At 68.5% G+C, this 19,546-nt stretch carries 17 protein-coding genes and 1 pseudogene; 13 read left to right on the plus strand and 5 right to left on the minus strand.

Annotated elements, in window-relative coordinates:
- A partial coding sequence (locus tag G3N96_RS31365; RefSeq protein ID WP_206139592.1) for a response regulator occupies positions 1-423 on the minus strand: 423 nt, incomplete at its 3' end.
- Between the two features lie 344 nt (positions 424-767).
- On the opposite strand from G3N96_RS31365, the gene G3N96_RS31370 reads away from it, so the two are divergent.
- Positions 768-1,190, plus strand: a complete 423-nt coding sequence (locus tag G3N96_RS31370; RefSeq protein ID WP_241022911.1) for a hypothetical protein — start codon at positions 768-770, stop codon at positions 1,188-1,190.
- A 47-nt stretch (positions 1,191-1,237) separates the two neighbouring features.
- On the opposite strand, the gene G3N96_RS31375 is transcribed toward G3N96_RS31370, so the two are convergent.
- Entirely contained in the window at positions 1,238-1,462 is a 225-nt protein-coding gene (locus tag G3N96_RS31375) for a hypothetical protein (protein ID WP_011355611.1), read from the minus strand.
- 338 nt (positions 1,463-1,800) lie between these two features.
- Between G3N96_RS31375 and G3N96_RS31380 the strand changes: the two genes are divergently transcribed.
- The 4 genes from G3N96_RS31380 to G3N96_RS31395 all read left to right on the plus strand — a co-directional run bounded on the left by G3N96_RS31380 (position 1,801) and on the right by G3N96_RS31395 (position 4,909).
- Positions 1,801-2,490, plus strand: a complete 690-nt coding sequence (locus G3N96_RS31380) for a DUF969 domain-containing protein (protein WP_206139594.1) — start codon at positions 1,801-1,803, stop codon at positions 2,488-2,490.
- Positions 2,487-3,437 (plus strand): DUF979 domain-containing protein, encoded by a 951-nt coding sequence (locus tag G3N96_RS31385; RefSeq protein ID WP_206139595.1) that lies wholly within the window; start codon positions 2,487-2,489, stop codon positions 3,435-3,437. Before G3N96_RS31380 ends, G3N96_RS31385 begins: the two co-directional genes overlap by 4 nt.
- Positions 3,438-3,447: 10 nt before the next feature.
- The gene (locus G3N96_RS31390; RefSeq protein ID WP_206139596.1) at positions 3,448-4,470 is read left to right on the plus strand and encodes a DUF2891 domain-containing protein; all 1,023 of its coding nucleotides are present in this window, start codon (positions 3,448-3,450) and stop codon (positions 4,468-4,470) included.
- A 115-nt stretch (positions 4,471-4,585) separates the two neighbouring features.
- Entirely contained in the window at positions 4,586-4,909 is a 324-nt protein-coding gene (locus G3N96_RS31395; protein ID WP_206139597.1) for a hypothetical protein, read from the plus strand.
- Between the two features lie 30 nt (positions 4,910-4,939).
- Here the strand turns inward: G3N96_RS31395 and G3N96_RS31400 are convergent, their stop codons facing one another.
- Positions 4,940-5,764, minus strand: coding sequence for an IclR family transcriptional regulator (locus G3N96_RS31400; protein WP_206139598.1), 825 nt, complete (start codon positions 5,762-5,764; stop codon positions 4,940-4,942).
- A gap of 187 nt (positions 5,765-5,951) precedes the next feature.
- Between G3N96_RS31400 and G3N96_RS31405 the strand changes: the two genes are divergently transcribed.
- From G3N96_RS31405 to G3N96_RS31435, 7 genes are all read left to right on the plus strand, one after another.
- The gene (locus tag G3N96_RS31405; protein WP_206139599.1) at positions 5,952-7,607 is read left to right on the plus strand and encodes a choline dehydrogenase; all 1,656 of its coding nucleotides are present in this window, start codon (positions 5,952-5,954) and stop codon (positions 7,605-7,607) included.
- A 128-nt stretch (positions 7,608-7,735) separates the two neighbouring features.
- On the plus strand, positions 7,736-9,040 hold the full coding sequence (locus G3N96_RS31410; protein ID WP_206139600.1) for an MFS transporter: 1,305 nt from the start codon (positions 7,736-7,738) through the stop codon (positions 9,038-9,040).
- Positions 9,041-9,410: 370 nt separating this feature from the next.
- Positions 9,411-10,826: an FAD-binding oxidoreductase gene (locus G3N96_RS31415; RefSeq protein ID WP_206139601.1), complete on the plus strand. Its 1,416-nt coding sequence runs from the start codon at positions 9,411-9,413 to the stop codon at positions 10,824-10,826.
- Positions 10,827-11,006: 180 nt separating this feature from the next.
- Positions 11,007-12,428, plus strand: coding sequence for an amino acid permease (locus tag G3N96_RS31420; RefSeq protein WP_206139602.1), 1,422 nt, complete (start codon positions 11,007-11,009; stop codon positions 12,426-12,428).
- A 241-nt stretch (positions 12,429-12,669) separates the two neighbouring features.
- Complete coding sequence (locus G3N96_RS31425; protein WP_206139603.1) at positions 12,670-15,606, plus strand: molybdopterin oxidoreductase family protein; 2,937 nt, start codon at positions 12,670-12,672, stop codon at positions 15,604-15,606.
- Positions 15,607-15,622: 16 nt separating this feature from the next.
- Positions 15,623-16,369 (plus strand): 4Fe-4S dicluster domain-containing protein, encoded by a 747-nt coding sequence (locus tag G3N96_RS31430; protein WP_124577436.1) that lies wholly within the window; start codon positions 15,623-15,625, stop codon positions 16,367-16,369.
- A 38-nt stretch (positions 16,370-16,407) separates the two neighbouring features.
- Positions 16,408-17,355 carry a DmsC/YnfH family molybdoenzyme membrane anchor subunit gene (locus G3N96_RS31435; RefSeq protein ID WP_206139604.1) on the plus strand — a complete coding sequence of 316 codons (948 nt, stop codon included), beginning with the start codon at positions 16,408-16,410 and terminating at the stop codon, positions 17,353-17,355.
- 32 nt (positions 17,356-17,387) lie between these two features.
- On the opposite strand, the gene G3N96_RS31440 is transcribed toward G3N96_RS31435, so the two are convergent.
- Positions 17,388-18,140 (minus strand): IclR family transcriptional regulator, encoded by a 753-nt coding sequence (locus G3N96_RS31440; protein WP_206139605.1) that lies wholly within the window; start codon positions 18,138-18,140, stop codon positions 17,388-17,390.
- 196 nt (positions 18,141-18,336) lie between these two features.
- Here G3N96_RS31440 and G3N96_RS31445 point away from each other — a divergent pair, with 196 nt between their 5' ends.
- Positions 18,337-19,326 carry an AAA family ATPase gene (locus G3N96_RS31445; RefSeq protein ID WP_206139606.1) on the plus strand — a complete coding sequence of 330 codons (990 nt, stop codon included), beginning with the start codon at positions 18,337-18,339 and terminating at the stop codon, positions 19,324-19,326.
- 40 nt (positions 19,327-19,366) lie between these two features.
- Here the strand turns inward: G3N96_RS31445 and G3N96_RS39405 are convergent.
- Positions 19,367-19,546: pseudogene (locus tag G3N96_RS39405) on the minus strand (LysR family transcriptional regulator); the annotation flags it as partial.

Genomic DNA, 19,546 nt, shown 5'->3' on the forward strand with positions numbered 1-19,546 from the left:
GCCGGCGACGCGCGTGCCGCCGGGCGCGTCGAGCAGGCGGCCGATCTGGTCGATCTTCGCGAGCAGCAGGCGGGTCGTGTCGCCGGCCGCGCCGTCGCCGAGCCGCGGCGTATCGACCGCGTCGAGCGCGCCGGCGCCCATCGCCTCGAACACGCGCCAGGCATTCGCGCCGATGCAGCTCGTCACGATCAGGATCGCGCACGGTCGTTCGGATCGCATGATCCGCCGCGTCGCTTCGATCCCGTCGAATTTCGGCATGATCAGGTCCATCAGCACGACGTCGGGCGGCTGCGCGGCGCACAGCTCGACGGCTTGCGCGCCGTCGGTCGCGACCCACAGCACGCGGTGCTCGGGCCGGCGCGCGATCGCGCGGCGCATCGCCTCGACGGCAAGCGGGAGGTCGTTGACGATGCCGATGTTCACAAGCGGAATTCTCCGGTCGGTTCGTAGTGTTGGAGGTGGGCCGGGTTCATGGAAGGGGCTGCCTGTTCGGCGCCGCCGGACGGCATCGGCGGCCGGACGGCACGGCATTCTATTCGGTTGGCGACGCCCGCATGCTGTCATGCGGCGCGGGCGGCGGCAATCGAAAAATTCGCGCATGGTGCCGTTTCAGTGCGTTTCCTCTATGACGGTGCGGTGTTTGCCGGCAGCAGGGGAGCCGGGGCGGCCCGCGCATGCCGGTCCGGCGGTTTCGGCGCGACCGGCCGCGGAAGCCGGCATGTTACCGTGGCGGCTTCGCTAAAGAAGACGGGGCATGCCGGATGACCATGCCCGACACCCAGCCGGCCAGCCGCGATCCGTACGCGCCGATCGTGACCGAGCACGACGGCCGCTTGCTGTACCGGATCCCCATCGAGAGCGGGCATGCGTCGTTCCATAGCGATTTTCCGGTCGATCCGGACGCGGTGCGCGTGCTGCGCGACGACGCCGAGTGCTTTTACTTCCTGTTCGCGGCGCTTCACCATCCGTACCAGCTGCGCGCAACGAACCTGTCCGACGCGGAACGCGAACGCGACTTCAGCACGATCCTGTTTGCCGGCCGCGACGAGGTGGAAGCGTTCATGACGGCACTCGACCGTGCCAGCAACGGCGCGGTCGCGAACCTGCCGAGGATCTTCACGCAGGCCGACTACCGGCAACTGCGCGCGGGCCGGTGGTTCGACATGGGCGCCGGTACGCCGGCCGCGTAGCGCCCGCGCCCGCCCGGCATCCGCTTCAACGGGCGAGGGCCGTGCCGTCAATGGCTGCGCGCGTACCCCTGGATCAGCGCGCGCATCATCCCCTCGACCGTCGCGTCGAGCAGGTCGGTTTCCTGCTCGGACTCTTCGACGAGCGCGGCATACGCGGTCGCGAGCGTCACGCGGTCGACCTCATGGCGTTGCTCCATCAGCGTCACCATGCCGTCCTTCGCCAGATGAGCGGAGAACGCGCGGCTGCCGATGGTCTGGAATACGTCAATCATGGCGGCTCTCCCGTCCGTTGCCGATGCTTTCCAGTGTAGTCGGCGCACCGGGGCTCCGCCACGCGCGGCGGGCCGCTGCATGCCGCCGGCCCCGGCGCTGACGCGCGTGCCGCAACCGGTGCGTTCGCGCCGTCCGGCCATCCCCCGATTCTTCGGATGAAACACCGTCGACACATGGCCCGGGCACCGTGGTCGCACGCTTCAACGTTTACCCGAAGCAGCAAATTGTCGACTATTTATCGATAAAGTCTCGTGTTAGATTGCGCCGACTGAATCCGGTCGAAACCGGGCAGGCGGCGCGTTGCCCAGGCGCCGCGCATTCGACACAAGGAGGAGCAATGCTGGTGCTGATTGGGGTGCCGATCGTCGTGATCGGCTTTGCGCTGCGCTTCAATGCGCTGCTGGTGGTCACGATCGCGGGGCTCGCGACGGGGCTGGCGGGCGGGCTGAATCTCGTCGACATCGTCAGCGCGTTCGGCAAGGCGTTCACCGAAAACCGCTACATGGGGCTCATCTGGCTGACGCTGCCGGTGATCGCGCTGCTCGAGCGCAACGGGCTCAAGGAGCAGGCGAAGCGGATGATCTCGCGCGTGCAGGCGGCCACCACGGGCCGTGTGCTGATGCTGTACTTCGTGCTGCGCCAGGCGACGGCCGCGCTCGGTCTCACGTCGCTCGGCGGCCATGCGCAGATGGTGCGGCCGCTGATCGCGCCGATGGCGGAGGCCGCCGCGGTCAACCGGCACGGCGAGCTGCCCGAATCGGTGCGCCAGCAGATCCGCGCGCATGCGTCGGGCGCCGACAACGTCGCCGTGTTCTTCGGCGAGGACATCTTCATCGCGATCCAGTCGATCCTGCTGATCAAGGGCTTTCTCGAACAGAACGGCATCTCCATCGAGCCGCTGCACCTGTCGGTGTGGGCGATCCCGACCGCGATCGCCGCGCTGCTGATCCACTGCACGCGCCTCGCGCTGCTCGACCGCCGGCTCACGCGCGGCTTCGGCCTGGTGGCACAGGAGGGCGCGCGATGATCGGCCTCGAATCGCTGTACACGCTCGCGGGCCTGATGTTCGCCGCGTTCGCCTACTTCAACCTGACCGACCGCACGAACCCGCGCCGCGTCGTCAATTTCGCGTTCTGGGCGATCTACGCGGCCACGTTCCTGTTCGGCGCGCTGCTGCCGCATTTCGTGACGGGTTGCCTCGCGATCGCGCTCGCGGTCATTGCAGGCTCGGGCAAGCTCGGGCGCGGCAAGTCCGACGAAGCCGGGGAGGCAGCGGCGGTACGGCGCGAGACACTCGCGCAACGTTTCGGCAACACGCTGTTCCTGCCCGCGCTGCTGATTCCGGTCGTCACGCTGATCGGCACGTTCGCGTTGAAGCTCGTGCCGTTCGTCGACCCGAAGAGCGTGACGCTGATCTCGCTCGTGCTCGGCACGCTCGTCGCGTTCGCCGTCGCGCTCGCGATGCTGCGCGATTCGCCCGTGCATGCGGTGAAGGAGGCGCGCCACACGATGGACGCGGTCGGCTGGGCCGCGATCCTGCCGCAGATGCTCGCGGCGCTCGGCGCGCTGTTCGCGGTCGCGGGTGTCGGCGGCGTGGTGTCGGGGCTCGTCAGGGAGTGGGTGCCGATCGATTCGCCGTTCGCGGTGGTCGCGGCCTACACGGTCGGCATGGCGCTGTTCACGATGATCATGGGCAACGGCTTCGCCGCGTTCCCCGTGATGACGGCCGGCATCGGCCTGCCGCTGATCGTCCACCAGTTCCACGGCAATCCGGCGATCGTCGGCGCGATCGGGATGCTGAGCGGCTTCTGCGGTACGCTGATGACGCCGATGGCCGCGAACTTCAACATCGTGCCGGCGGCGCTGCTCGAACTGAAGGACAAGAATGGCGTGATCAAGGTGCAGTGGCCGACGGCCTTGCTGCTGCTCGCCGTGAACACGCTGCTGATGTACGCGTTCGCATTCCGCTTCTGACGAGATCCCCATGACCGACCGACTGACCCCCGAACTCGCCTCGAAATTCGCGTCGCTCGCGCTCGCGCACCTGACCCGCGAATATCCGAACAAGCTTACGCATGCGCTCGAAGGTCCGCACGACGTGCTGGGGCCGCGCGCGTTGCACCCGATCTTCTACGGCAGCTACGACTGGCACTCGTGCGTGCACGGCTACTGGCTCGTGCTGCGCGTGCTCGAACGCTACCCGGCATTGCCGGAGGCCGAACGCATCGTCGCGATCGTCGATGCGCACTTCACCGACGCGAACGTCGCCGGCGAGCGCGCGTATCTCGCGCGGCCGCACAACGCCGGTTTCGAGCGGCCGTACGGCTGGGCGTGGCTGCTCGCGCTGGCGGTGCAGCTGGAGCGGCTCGCACTGAAGGGGGCGATGCCGCAGGCCGCGCGCTGGGCGAAGACGATGGCGCCGCTGACCGACCTGTTCGTGTCGCGCTTCGAGACCTTCCTGCCGAAAGCGACCTATCCGCTGCGCGTCGGCACGCACTTCAACACCGCGTTCGCGCTGGCGCTCACGCTCGACTTCGCGCGCGACACGCAGCGCGACGGGCTCGCGGCGCTGATCGTCGATACCGCGAAGCGCTGGCACCTGAACGATGTCGCGTGCCAGGCGTGGGAACCGTCGGGCGACGAATTCCTGTCGCCCGCGCTGATGGAGGCGGAGCTGATGCGGCGCGTGCTGCCGGCTGCCGAATTCGACGGCTGGTTCGCGCGCTTTTTGCCCGATCTCGCGCGCGGCGAGCCGGCGACGCTGTTCGAGCCGGCGACGGTCAGCGATCGCAGCGATGGCAAGATCGCGCACCTCGACGGGCTGAACCTGAGCCGCGCGTGGTGCCAGCGGGCGCTGGCCGGCGCGCTGCCGGAAGGCGATGCGCGGCGCGCGAAGCTGCTCGACGCGGCCGACCGGCATCTCGCGAGCGCACTCGCGCACGTGGCCGGCGACTACATGGGCGAGCACTGGCTCGCGACGTTCGCGTTGCTCGCGCTGGAGGCGTAGCGCGCGAAACCCCGCCGGCGGCAAGGTCTTCGGCACGCGGCTATACTCGCCGCTCGGGCCGTATCGCGCAGCATGCGTTGCGTGATGCGGCCATCTGTTTCCTTGCCGCCTCGCCATGGACAAGCTCATTGCCTACGTCGCCGCGATCCACGGACTCTCGGGCCCGGTGTCGATCGTGTCGCACACGACGTCGCACGACCGCTGGACCGACGACGACGTCGAAGTCACGCGCGACGAAACCGAATACCGCTTCGACAACGGCGCGATCGTGCGCCGCTCGGTCGAGCAGGACCGCGCGCCGTCCGACCTGCTGTGCGCGGAATGCTGGATCGACTATGACGTGCTGCGCCATCCCGATGCGCAACCGATCGGCCCGACGCGGATCACGTTCGACAACGCGTGCCGCGAGACTTTCTGGCTGCGTTACCACCTGGCTTGAAGGTTCCGACGCTTTCGCGCGCGACGGCAATCAACCCGGCGGCGCATCCTCGGCCGCATGCAGCAGCGGCGCCAACCGCGTAGCCGCTTCCCGCATCTTCGGCACGTTCTCCAGCAAATCGTTGAGCGTCGCGCGTGCAGTCGGCGCATGCACGGCAAGCGCCGCGAGCACGCGGCCGCTAGCTGCCTCCTTCACCGGCACCGCCACCGCCACCATCCCGCGCACGAACTCCTCGTTGTCGATCCCGACGCCGCGCGCGGCGAGCCGGTCGAGCTCGGCCGCGAGCAACTGCGCATCGGTCAGCGTCCGGTAGGTCATCTTCTTCAGCGTGAGCCGCGCGAGCATCGCGTTGCGCTCCAGCGCATTCAGCTGCGACAGGAACAGCTTGCCGCTCGCCGTGCAATGCAGCGGCACGCGCATGCCGGGCCGCATCTCGAGCCGTAGCGGCTCGGTCGTCTCGACGCGTTCGACGTACAGCACCGTGTCGCCGTCGAGCGCGGTGAGGTTGCAGGTCTCGCCGAGCACGTCGACGAGCGAGCGCAGCACCGAGCGGCAGCCGCGCGTGAAGGTGTTGTTCGACAGTGCCGCGAGCGCGAACTGCGCGGCGCGCGGGCCGAGCGCGATGCCGCGATCATGGCCGCGCGAGTCGGGCATGTGAATCACGTAGCCGCGCGTTTCGAGCGATTCGATCAGGCGCAGCAGCGTCGCCTTTGGAATGTGCAGCCGCGCGGCGAGCTGCGACAGCGTGTAGGGCTGGCCGGCCGACGCGAGTGCTTCGAGCACCGCGAGTGCGCGCAGGACGCGCGCGTCGTCGGCGGGCGCGCCATCGGGCGGCGCGGGGGCGGTTTCGCGCATGTGTCTCCTCCGTCGGGATCGGCGTGCGTCCCGGGATGGTGTGTGCGACGGAAATGAAACGAATTGAACGGTTTTTGTACCACATTCGCGCCGTGGACAATAAATCGGCTTGTACGCGTTCCGTGGGCTCAATAAATTTGGACGAAACATACCGGATTTTTCCAAAACCCCGGAACGGAGACACGGAATGACACGCAGCTTCGACTATGTCGTGGTCGGCGCGGGATCGGCCGGTTGCGTCCTCGCCAACCGGCTGTCCGACGGCGGCCGCCATACGGTGTGCCTGCTGGAAGCGGGCCCCGCCGACCGCTCCATGTGGATCCACGTGCCGATCGGGTACGGCAAGACGATGTTCCACCCCGTGTACAACTGGGGCTTCCACACCGATCCCGATCCGAACATGCACAACCGCCGCCTGTACTGGCCGCGCGGCCGCACGCTCGGCGGCTGCAGCTCGATCAACGGGCTGATCTACGTGCGCGGGCAGCAGCAGGACTACGACCACTGGGCCGCGCTCGGCAATCGCGGCTGGAGCTGGCGCGAGTGCCTGCCGTATTTCCGCAAGCTCGAACACAACACGCTCGGCGACGGGCCCACGCACGGCACCGGCGGCCCGCTGTGGGCGTCCGCGATCCGGCAGCGGCACGAACTCGTCGATGCGTTCGTGGCCGCGTCGAACCGGCTCGGCGTGCGCATGGTCGACGATTTCAATACGGGTGACCAGGAAGGCGTGGGCTATTACCAGCTCACCACGCGCAACGGGCTGCGCTGCTCGACGGCGGTGGCCTACCTGAAGCCCGCGCGCGGGCGGCCGAACCTGCATGTCGAAACCGATGCGCAGGCGCTGAAGGTGCTGTTCGACGGCGCGCAGGCGTCCGGCGTGCGGTATGTGCAGCATGGCAACGTGCATGAGGTGTGTGCGCTGCGCGAGGTGATTCTCGCGGCCGGCGCGCTGCAGTCGCCGCAACTGCTGCAGGTGTCGGGTGTCGGGCCGGCCGCGCTCTTGAGCCGGCACGGGATTCCGGTCGTCGCCGATCGCGCGGGCGTCGGCGAGAACCTGCAGGATCATCTGCAGATTCGTCTGATCTACGAAGTGACGAAGCCGATCACGACCAACGACGAGCTGCATTCGTGGATCGGCCGCGCGAAGATGGGGCTGCAGTGGGCGCTGTTCCGCGGCGGCCCGCTCGCGATCGGCATCAACCAGGGCGGGATGTTCTGCCGTGCGCTGCCGGACGAATCGGCGACGCCGGACATTCAGTTCCATTTCTCGACGCTGTCGGCCGATTCGGCGGGCGGCAGCGTGCATCCGTTTCCCGGCTGCACGTATTCGATCTGTCAGCTGCGGCCCGAATCGCGCGGCGCCGTGCGCATCCGCACCGACGATGCGCGCGACGCGCCGTCGATCCAGCCGAACTATCTCGACACCGAGCGCGACCGCCGCACGACGGTGGCCGGCGTGCGCTTCGCGCGTCGCGTCGCGGCGACCGAGCCGATGGCGCCGCTGATGAAGCGCGAGGTGCGGCCGGGCGCGGACGCGCAGACCGACGACGAACTGCTCGAGTTCTGCCGGGAATACGGGCAGACGATTTTCCATCCGTCCGGCACCGCGAAAATGGGCGTCGCGAGCGATCCGCTCGCGGTCGTCGACGCGCGGCTGCGCGTGTACGGCACGCGCGGACTGCGCGTGGTCGACTGCTCGATCATGCCGACCCTCGTATCGGGCAACACCAACGTGCCGATCGTGATGGTCGCCGAGAAGGCGTCCGACATGATCCTCGAGGACGCGCGCGCGGCCGATCGCGGCCGCAGCGTCGCGCCGGCCGCCGAGGCGCTCGCGTAGAGCGTCGCCACGCATCACCCCGCGTGGCCCGTGCGCCTGCGCCCGGACGGCCGCCGCGCGTTCATCGCTGCCCCCGCCGGTACGGCGCCGGGGCAGGTTGCGGCGCATCCTTACCTGGAGAAGCTCGCATGGCAATCGATTCCCGGGTCGTCCGACGCGTGGCCGCGGCCAGCGTGATCGGCGCGACCGTCGAGTGGTACGACTTTTTCCTGTACGGCGTGGTCGCCGGCATCGTGTTCGACAAGCAGTACTTTCCGGCCGGCGACGCGTTCGTGTCGACGATGCTCGCGTATGCGACGTTCGCGGTCGGCTTCATCACGCGGCCGCTCGGCGGCTTGCTGTTCGGCCATCTCGGCGACCGCGTCGGGCGCAAGTCCGCGCTGATCCTGACGATGCTGATCATGGGCGTGTCGACGGCCGGCGTCGCGTTCCTGCCGACCTACGCGCAGATCGGCATGTGGGCGCCGGTGCTGCTGCTGACGCTGCGCGTGCTGCAGGGCATCGGCCTCGGCGGCGAGTGGGGCGGCGCGGTGCTGATGGCCTATGAGTACGCGCCGCCGCACCGGCGCGGGCTGTATGCGAGCCTGCCGCAGATCGGGCTCGCGATCGGGCTGTGCCTCGCGGCCGGCGTGGTCGCGGCGCTGTCGCGTGCGCTGCCGGACGCCGCGTTCCTCGCGTGGGGCTGGCGCGTCGCGTTCGCGGCGTCGCTGCTGCTGGTGGCGGCCGGTTTCTACATCCGCACGCGCGTGGCCGATACGCCCGAGTTCGTCGCGCTCAAGCGCCAGCGGCGCGATACGAAGCTGCCGGTCGTCGAGCTGCTCGCCAACTATCGTCAGGCGATCCTGCTCGGGATGGGCGCGCGCTATATCGACGGCGTGTTCTTCAACGTGTTCGCGGTGTTCTCGATCGGCTACATGACGCGCAACCTGTCGATCTCGCGCGGTGACGCGCTGCTCGGCGTGATGAGCGCGGCGGTCGTGATGTGCGTGTTCATCCCGGTGTTCGGCGGGCTGTCCGACCGGCTCGGCCGTGCGCGCGTGTACCGGTGGGGCGCGACGCTGTGCGGGCTGGCGGTGCTGCCTGCGTTCTGGCTGCTGCAGACGCAGTCGACCCACCTGCTCGCCGTGTGGCTCGCGCTGGTGATCCCGTTCGGGATCTTCTACGCGATGGCGTACGGGCCGGAGGCCGCGCTGTTCGCGGAGCTGTTCGACGCGAACGTGCGTTACACGGGCATCTCGTTCGTCTACCAGGTGTCGGGTATCTTCGCGAGCGGCCTCACGCCGATCGTCGCGACCGCGTTGCTGCGCGTGAATGGCGGGGCGCCGTGGCTCGTCGGGGTTTACGTGATGTTGTCTGCACTCCTGTCGATCGTGTCCGCGCGAGCGATCGAGAAGCGCGGCGGCGTGGACGGCGTCGCAGTGCGGGCGATGTGACGGAGGAAGGGGGCGGAGCGTGGGGTCGTATCGGCGCCCCGGTCTTCTGGCGATGTCTTGCCTGGGCTGCTCCGTCGCTCACCGTCGCCCTCTGCCGCGCGCCGTTCGCCGCTCGCGCGCTGGTCCAAGCGAATCCGGTCGACTGGCCCTACCTGCGACAAATCGGCCTGCCTACACTTTCCTCGACAGATCGCCGCATGGAAGCATCTGCACACGATCGACCCGAAGAGAACGATCAGGAGACAGGCATGACCAACAGGCAGTCGGCAGCATTCGCCCGTGCGGCGAGCGCGCGCCCCGCATCAGTCAGTCGAATCGCCTCGTGCGCCCGTTGCGGCGCGGCAGGCCAGCCCGTGTCGGAGGTCTGAGCATGTCGACCCCTTCCATCGAACGCACCGCGAGCGGCTTCGCCGGCGGCCGGCCGAACGATACGCGTTACGACCCGACCTACGATCCGCTCGTGTCGCCGGGGCCCGGGTGCGGCAGGCAGTACGCGCCGACCTACTGGGTCGCGACGGCCGGCACCCCGCCGCCCGACGACGGCCCCGTGACGCGCGATCTCGATGTCGACGTCGCGATCATCGGCGCCGGCTACACGGGCCTCGCGACCGCGCTGTGCCTCGCGCGGGACCACGGCATCAAGGCCGTCGTGCTGGAAGCCAACCGCACGAGCTGGGGCTGCAGCAGCCGCAACGGCGGGCAGGGGCAGAACGCATCGGGCCGGCTGTCGCGCTCGCAGTGGATCAAGCGCTGGGGCAAGGACGTCGCGCTGAAGATGCACGACGAGATCCTCGAAGGCTTCGAGCACTTCAAGTCGCTCGTGGCGGAAATCGATTGCGACCCGCAGCCGGGCGGCCATTTCCTGATCGCGCATCGTCCGCGCATCATGGCCAAGCTCGCGGCCGAGGCGAAGGTGTGGAAGGACGTGTTCGGCTATCCGTCCGAGCTGCTGAGCGCGGAAACCTTCCGCCGCGAATTCGTCAACGACCACGAAGCGGCCGGCGCGCTGCACGAGCCGGAAGGCATCGGCATCCACGCGCTGAAGCTCGCGTTCGGCTATCTGCGCCTCGCGCGCGAGGCCGGGGCGAAGGTGCATACGAGCAGCCCGGTGCTCGGCTTCGAGACGATCGACGGCGTGCACCACCTGCGCACGCCCGGCGGCGTCGTGCGGGCCCGTGCGGTGGGCATCGCGACCGGCGCGTACACCGCGCAGACGCTGCATCCGTCGCTGCGCAGCAAGGTGATGCCGATCCTGTCGAACTCGATGGTCACGCGCCCGCTCACCGACGCGGAGATCGACGCATGCAATTTCCGCACGACACAGGTGCTGACCGATACGCGTACGCTGCGCTTCTACTACCGCTTCCTGCCGGATCGCCGCTTGCAGATCGGCAGCCGCAGCGCGATCACCGGTGACGATGCGCCGAACCCGCGTCACTTCGAGTTGCTGAAGGAAGGGATGGCGCGCAAGTTTCCCGCGCTGCGCGGCGTGGAGATCGACTATTCGTGGTGGGGCTGGGTCGACGTGAGCCACGACATGATGCCGCGCGTGTGCCAGCCCGACCCGCGGCAGTCGGTGTACTACGCGCTCGGCTACGGCGGCAACGGCGTGTCGTATTCGCAGCAGGCCGGCCGCCGGCTGGCCGAGCAGATCGCGGGGAAGGGCGCACGCCAGACGCTGCCGATCTTCACGTCGCCGCTGCCTGGCCACCCGTTCGCGCCGTTCCGGCGCCTCGGGCAACGGATGCTCTACCTGTCTTACTTCAGGAACGACGAAAAGCCCTGAACGCAGTGCATATCGCCCGGCGCGACGCAACGCGCGCCGGGCTGTCGAACACAATAAAAGCAATGGAAATCCGTGCGGCCGGGGCGGCAGGCGCCCCTGCACGCGCCGTCGCCGGCGGCGCCCGTGCTCACCCGATGGTGGCGTGCGGGCGGCGTCCGGACAACTGGATATGGAGAAGACATGCAACCCTCGAATCAGAGTGACCTGAAGTGTGGACTCAAGCAGCGCCACATGACGATGATCGCGCTTGGCGGCGTGATCGGTGCCGGGCTGTTCGTCGGCAGCGGCGTGGTGATTCAGCAGACCGGGCCGGCCGCGATCCTGTCGTTCCTGATCACGGGCGTGCTCGTCGTGCTCGTGATGCGGATGCTCGGCGAGATGGCCTGCGCGATGCCGGCCGTCGGTTCGTTCTACGAATACGCGCGGCTCGCATTCGGCAACTGGCGCGGGCCCGGCAAGATGGCCGGCTTCCTGACCGGCTGGATGTACTGGTATTTCTGGGTGATCGTCGTCGCGCTCGAAGCGGTGGCCGGCGCGAAGCTGATCCAGTTCTGGCTGCCCGATACGCCCGCATGGATCATCAGCCTCGCGCTGCTGGTCGTGCTGACGCTCACGAACCTGATCTCGGTCGGCAGCTACGGCGAGTTCGAGTTCTGGTTCTCGTCGATCAAGGTGGGCGCGATCATCGTGTTCCTGTTCCTCGGCGGCCTCTACGTGCTCGGCCTGTGGCCCGCGTCGATGCACACGACCTCCGTGCTGCCGACGCTGCTCGGCCACGGCGGCTTCATGCCGCTCGGCATCGGGCCGGTGATGAGCGGGGCGGTCGCGGCGACCGGCTTCTACTTCGGCGCAGAAATCGTCACGATCGCGGCGGCCGAAGCCAAGGAGCCGGCGAAAGCCGTCGCCAAGGCCACCAACTCGGTGATCACGCGCGTGCTGGTGTTCTACGTCGGCTCGGTGGCGCTCGTCGTCGCGCTGGTGCCGTGGAATTCGCATCAGATGGCCACGCCGTACGTGAGCGCGCTCGAAGTGATGGGCCTGCCCGCTGCCGCCAACGTGATGAACGCGATCGTGCTGACGGCCGTGCTGTCCGCGCTCAACTCGGGCCTCTATGCGGCGTCGCGGATGCTGTTCGCGCTGACCCGCCACGGCGACGCGCCGGCCGCGCTCGCGAAGGTCAACAAGCGCGGCGTGCCGGTGCGCGCGATCCTGCTCGGCACGGTGTTCGGCTACGTGTCGGTCGTGATGTCGTACGTGTCGCCCGATACCGTGTTCGCGTTCCTCGTCAATTCGTACGGCACCGTCGCGCTGTTCGTGTACGTGCTGATCGCGTTCTCGCAACTGCGCCTGCGCAAGCGTCTCGACCCGGTGGCCGCCAGCAAGCTGCGCGTCAGGATGTGGGCGTATCCGTACCTCACTTGGGTCGCGATCATCGGGATGGTCGGCATTCTCGTCGCGATGGCGTTCATTCCGGACCAGCGCAAGCCGCTGTGGCTCGGTGTCGCCAGCCTCGGCGTGCTGGTCGTCGCGTACGGGCTCACGCGCCGCAGCCGCCGCGAGCATCTCGACGACAGCGAACTGCTGGCCTATCCGCCGCGTTGATGCACCGTAATGCGCGGTAACGCCCGACGCCGAAGGCCCGGCCCGCGTGCCGGGCCTTCGTGCATGCGGCTTCCGGCCCGAGCCGATGGATCGCCGGGGCAACTATCGGGCTGACCGATAGCACCGATCAGAGGATCCGACTTTATGTCGGCCGCGTGCCGGCATAGCATGCATGGACCGATTCACGGGTGCGCCCCGCCGGGCGCGCCCTCATCCGCGAATCCGCGAACGAGGACAGACGATGGAACATCGGGCACGCGAGCGGGACGAGCAGGCCGAGATCAAGACGACGACGTGCTACATGTGCGCGTGCCGCTGCGGCATCCGCGTGCACCTGCGCGACGGCGAGGTGCGCTATATCGACGGCAATCCCGCGCATCCGCTCAACCAGGGCGTCATCTGCGCGAAAGGTTCGTCCGGCATCATGAAGCAGTATTCGCCCGCGCGGCTCACCCAGCCGCTGATGCGCAAGCCGGGCGCCGAGCGCGGCGACGCGCAGTTCGAGCCGGTGTCGTGGGACGTCGCGTTCGACGTGCTCGAAAAGCGTCTCGCGCACCTGCGCGCCACCGACCCGAAGCGCTTCGCGCTGTTCACCGGCCGCGACCAGATGCAGGCGCTCACCGGCCTGTTCGCGAAACAGTTCGGTACGCCGAACTATGCGGCGCATGGCGGGTTCTGCTCGGCGAACATGGCGGCCGGGATGATCTACACGATCGGCGGCTCGTTCTGGGAATTCGGCGGGCCCGATCTCGACAACGCGAAGCTGTTCTTCATGATCGGCACCGCGGAGGACCACCATTCGAATCCGCTGAAGATCGCGCTCGGCAAGTTCAAGCGCGCGGGCGGCCGCTTCATCGCGATCAATCCGGTGCGCACCGGCTACGCGGCGATCGCCGACGAATGGATTCCGATTCGCCCCGGTACCGACGGCGCGCTGTTCATGGCGCTGATGCACGAGCTGATCGCGCGCGACGCGTTCGACGTCGAATTCGTGTCGCGCTTCACGAACGCGGCGGAGCTGGTCGACCGGCGCGACGGCGCCGACACGTTCGGGCTGTTCGTGCGCGACGCCGGCGCGCCGGAGGTCAACGCGCTGTATCCGCAGAACCGGATGTGGTGGGATACGAAGACGAACCGCGCGGTGCTGCATCACACGGAAGGCGCGGAGCCCGCGCTCGACGGCCGCTATACGCTCGACGACGGCACGCCCGTCGCGCCGTCGTTCACGCTGCTGCGTGAGCAGGTGGCCGAATGCACGCCCGAATGGGCGGCCGACATCACCGGCATCGCGGCCGACACGATCCGCCGGCTGGCGCGCGAGATGGAGACGGTCGCGCGCGACCACGCGATCGCGCTGCCGGTGCGCTGGACGGATTCATGGGGCAAGGAACACGAATCGGTGAAGGGCGTGCCGATCGCGTTCCATGCGATGCGCGGGCTCGCCGCGCATTCGAACGGCTTCCAGACGATCCGCGCGCTTGCCGTGTTGATGTCGCTGCTCGGCACGATCGACCGGCCCGGCGGCTTCCGCCACAAGGCGCCGTATCCGCGCGCGGTGCCGCCATCGGCGAAACCGCCGAACGACCCGGCGCAGATCAAGCCGAACACGCCGCTCGCCACCGGCCCGCTCGGCTGGCCCGCGGGCCCCGAGGATTTGTTCGTCCATCCGGACGGCACGCCCGCGCGGCTCGACAAGGCATTCTCGTGGGAATACCCGCTCGCGGTGCACGGGCTCATGCATTCGGTGATCACCAATGCGTGGCGCGGCGATCCCTATCCGATCGACACGCTGCTGATCTTCATGGCCAACATGGCGTGGAATTCGTCGATGAACACGACGGAAGTGCGCAAGATGCTGGTCGACAAGCGCGACGACGGCGAATACCGGATTCCGTTCCTCGTCGTGTGCGATGCGTTCGCGTCGGAGATGACGGCGTTCGCCGACCTGATCCTGCCCGACACGACCTACCTCGAGCGGCACGACGTGATGTCGGTGCTCGACCGGCCGATCTCCGAATTCGACGGGCCGGTCGATTCGGTGCGCGTGCCCGTGGTGCCGCCGACCGGCGAATGCAAGCCGTTCCAGGAAGTGCTGATCGAACTCGCGAGCCGGCTGAAGTTTCCGGCCTTCACGACCGCGGACGGGCAACGCAAGTACCGCGACTATCCGGATTTCGTCATCAACTTCCAGACCGCGCCGAATTCCGGCACCGGCTTCCTGATCGGCTGGCGCGGCAAGGACGGCGACAAGGCCGTCGTCGGCGAACCGAATCCCGACCAGTGGAAGCGTTACGCGGAGAACAACTGCGTGTATCACCACCGGCTGCCGGAGCCGCTGCAGTACATGCGCAACTGCAACGGCCCGTACATGCAGTGGGCGGTCGACAACGGGATGCGCAAGTTCGGCGTGCCGATCGTGATCCAGCTCTACTCGGACGTGATGCAGAAATTCCGGCTCGCCGCGCAGGGCCGCACGTCGGGCCGCCAGCCGCCCGACCATCTGCGCGAGCGCATCGCGCGCTATTTCGATCCGCTGCCGTTCTGGCATCGCTCGCTCGAAAGCGGGCTGACCGATGCGGGCCGCTATCCGCTCGCGGCGATCACGCAGCGGCCGATGGCGATGTACCACTCGTGGGATTCGCAGAACGCGTGGCTGCGGCAGATCCACGGCGAGAACCACCTGTTCGTGAACCCGGTCACGGCCGCCGCGCAGCAGATCGAAGACGGCGCGTGGATCTACGTCGAATCGCCGTGGGGCAAGGTGCGTTGCCGCGCGCGCTACAGCGAGGCGGTCGAGCCCGGCACCGTGTGGACCTGGAACGCGATCGGCAAGGCGGCCGGCGCGTGGAACCTCGGGCCGCAGGCGGGCGAGTCGCAGCGCGGCTTCCTGCTGAACCACGTGATCACCGACGAGCTGCCGGATGCGGCGCGCGGCGGTGCGCGGATGTCGAACTCCGATCCGATCACGGGGCAGGCCGGCTGGTACGACGTGCAGGTGCGGATCTATCCGGCCGAAGCCGATGCGGCCACGACGTTGCCGCAGTTCGCGCCGATGCCGGCGCTGCCGGGCACGCCACGCGTGCTGCAGCGCGTGCAGGCGTATTTCGCGGGAACCGGCGCATTCGCCGCGCGGCTGCGGCGCACGGCGTCCGCCGGCCCGAAGTCTGAAGATCGCTGATCGAAGGAGCACCCCCATGACCCAGATGGCCCTCGTCATCGACCTGAACGTGTGCGTCGGCTGCCATGCCTGCGTGACGAGCTGCAAGGAATGGAACACGTCGGGCGAAGCCGGCAGTCTCGCGGATATGCGCCCGTACGACGACGACCCGTCCGGCACGTTCTTCAACCGCGTGCAGACCTACGAAGCGGGCGTGTTCCCGATGACCGACACGATCCATTTTCCGAAGTCGTGCCTGCACTGCGAGGATCCGCCGTGCGTGCCCGTCTGTCCGACCGGCGCGAGCTACAAGCGCAAGTCGGATGGGATCGTGCTGGTCGACTACGACAAGTGCATCGGCTGCAAGTATTGCGCGTGGGCATGCCCGTACGGTGCGCGCGAACTCGATGAAGGCCGCAAGGAGATGACGAAGTGCACGCTGTGCGCGGATCGCATCGACAACGAAGCGCTGCCCGAACGCGACCGGAAGCCGGCCTGCGTGCTCGCGTGCCCGACGTCGGCGCGGCTGTTCGGCGACGTGCACGATCCGGAGTCGGACGTGTCGCGCGCGATCCGCGAACGCGGCGGCTATCAGCTGATGCCGGAATGGGGCACGCGGCCGTCGAACCATTACCTGCCGCGCGTGAAGACCGAAGCATCGTGCGGGTGCGGGAGTAGCGGCGGGTGCGGCAGTGCATCGAACGGCCTCGGCGAAGACGATTCATTCGAGGCCCGCGCGGCACGCGGCGACATCGATCTCGTGTCGCTCGCGACGCAGCGCTGAGCGCCAAGCCCTTCACTCATACGAAAACCGGAGTCCCCATGCGCCCAGCCTTTTCGGTCGTTTTCCTCACCACCCTGTGCGGTGCGGCACAGGGTCTGTTGCTGACGCTCGCGATCGTCGAGGCACTGGCGCGCGCGGCAGGCGTCGATATTGCCGCGTCGTTCTACGTGACGGGCGCCGCGCTGTCGGTCGCGCTCGGCACACTCGGCCTGCTGGCGTCGTTCTTTCATCTCGGCCACCCCGAACGTGCATGGCGCGCGATCGCGATGTGGCGCACGTCGTGGCTGTCGCGCGAATGCATCGCGCTGCCGGTATTTCTCGCATGTGCATTCGCGTATGGCGCGGCGCACCTGTTCGGCTGGCCCGGCACGTTGCTGATCGGCGCCGTGGGCGCGCTCGCGAGCGTCGCGCTGTTCGTGTGCACTGCGATGATTTACGCGTGCCTGCGCTTCCTGCAGGAATGGGCAAGCCCGCTGACGCTCGTGAACTTCGTGCTGCTCGGCTGCGCGTCGGGCTGCACGCTGGCGACGGCGTGCGCCGCATGGCTCGCGCCGGCGCTGGTCGGCCGGCTCGCGGTGGCCGCCTGCGTGCTGACGCTCGCAGGTTGCGTAGCACGGCTCGCGTCGCTTGCACGCAATGCGCGGCTGCGGCCGAAGTCGACCGTGCAGAGCGCGACCGGGATCCGCAGCGACAAGGTCGAACAGAAATCGCGCGGCTTCACGGCCAGCGCGTTCAATACGCGGGAGTTCTTTTACGGGCAGGGAAACGGCACGCTCCGCGCGGTGAAGGCCGGCTTCCTGATCGGCGCATTCGCGGTGCCGTTCGTGCTGACCGGCGCGGGTGCGCTCGCGCCGACGTCGGCCGCGGCGGCCGTCGCGCTCGGCGCGGCGTTCGTGATCCAGTATGCGGGGCTGGTCGCGGAACGCTGGTTCTTCTTCGCGGATGCGCGGCATCCGCAGAACATCTACTACCAGCGCGCGTCATGACGTTGCGCGCGCGCCGCCACGCCGTGCGTGAACTAGAACGTTTCCGCGAGCGCGCGCGCCGCTTCCTGCAAACGCGGCACGTGGTCGAGCAGCTGCGACAGCGGGGCGCGCGACACGGGCGCATGCACGGCGACCGCGGCGATGCACGCGCCGTCGCCGCCGACGATCGGCGCCGCGATGCACACGATGCCCGCGACGAATTCCTCGTTGTCGATCGCGACGCCGTTGTGCGCGGTACGGTCGAGTTCGGCTTCGAGCAGTTCGGGGTCGGAGATCGTGTTCGGCGTGTAGCGCGGCAGCGCCAGTGCGCGCACCAGCGCGGCGCGTTCGTCGCGCGGCAGCAGCGCGAGCAGCAGCTTGCCGCTGGCGCTGCAGTGCGCGGGCACGCGCGAGCCGGGCTTCAGGTCGAGCCGCAACGGCCAGTCGGCTTCGACGCGGTCGAGATAGACGACTTCCGTGTCGTGCAGCGCGGTAAGGTTGCAGGTTTCGCCGAGATCGGCGACGAGCCGTTCGAGGATCGCGTGGCGCAGCCGGCGCGCGCCCGCGTGCAGCATCACGCCGGTGCCGAGCCGCGCGAGGCGCGGGCCGATCGCATACGCGTTCTTGCGGCCCGGCTCGCGGATCACGAGGCCGCCGGCTTCGAGCGACGCGAGCATCCGGTGCAGCGACGCCTTCGGGAGATCGACTTCACGCACGAGATCGGCGAGCGACACGGCATCGCCGGCCTGGACGAGATGTTCGAGCAGCGCGAAGGCGCGCAGCGTGGGCGTATCCGCGGGCAGCATGGCAGGCGTTCCGGAAACTGGATGGCGGCCATTGTACCGAACGGCCCGGCAGGCCGGCCGCGTGGGGTGGTGGGCGCGGCAACCCGCCACGCATGTTCAGCGACGGAACGAATCGTTCCATAAGCGCGACCGGCGCGGGCGCGATGATCGACGCCCGCGCGGCCAGCAACGACAGCAACGACAGGAGCGCAACGCAATGGATGGGGTGGCGAACAAGCCGGACTGCATGGCGTCGGTCCGCGAACGGTTCGGGTTCGATTCGGACCTGACGGTGCCCGCCTTCAGCACGCGCGACGACCACGTACCCGATATCGACGACGCATACCGGTTCAACCCGGACGTCACGCTCGCGATCCTCGCGGGCTTCGCGCGCAACCGCCGCGTGCTCGTCCAGGGAATGCACGGCACCGGCAAGTCGACGCATATCGAACAGGTTGCGGCGCGGTTGAACTGGCCGTGCGTGCGCGTGAACCTCGACGGCCACATCAGCCGGCTCGATCTCGTCGGCAAGGATGCGATCGTCGTGCGCGACGACGTGCAGGTGACCGAATTCCAGGAGGGGATCGTGCCGTGGGCATTGCAGCGGCCGGTCGCGCTGATCTTCGACGAATACGACGCGGGGCGGCCCGACGTGATGTTCGTGATCCAGCGGATTCTGGAGCGCGACGGCAAGTTCACGCTGCTCGACCAGAACCGCGTGATTCATCCGCATCCGTCGTTCCGGCTGTTCGCGACCGCGAACACGGTCGGGCTCGGCAACCTGAACGGGCTCTACCACGGTACGCAGATGCTCAACCACGCGCAGATGGATCGCTGGAACGTGGTCGCGACGCTCGACTACCTGCCGCGCGACGAGGAGATCGGTATCGTCCGCGCGCGCGTGCCGGAACTCGCGGACGAAGCCGGCCGCCCGCTGCTCGAATCGATGGTGAGCCTCGCGGAGCTGACGCGCAACGGCTTCGCGACCGGCGACCTGTCGACGCTGATGTCGCCGCGCACGGTGATCAACTGGGCCGAGAACTGCCAGATTTTCCGCGATCCGGCGCTCGCGTTCCGGCTCACGTTCCTGAACAAGTGCGACGACGCCGAGCGGCCGGTCGTCGCCGAGTATTACCAGCGCTGTTTCGGCGAGGAGCTGGCGGTTGCGTCGCGGGCCGGCGGCGGCGAGCCGGGGGCAGGGCGGTGAGCGCCGATCGCGATGCCGCGCGCCGCGCGTCGGCGCAGGGACGAAACCGCGCGCGCTCGGCCCACGCGTCGCGGCCGGCCGCGCGACACCACCACACCCAGTCGACCGACACCGGCAGCGGCGTATCCCACACGGTCTCGATCAGGTCGAGCGGCTCGTCCGTGCGATGCGCGTCGAACCCGGCGGCTGCATACGCGCCGAAATACTCGTCGATCAGCGC

It is taken from the genome of Burkholderia sp. Se-20373, from assembly GCF_017104705.1.
Taxonomy (GTDB): Bacteria; Pseudomonadota; Gammaproteobacteria; order Burkholderiales; family Burkholderiaceae; genus Burkholderia.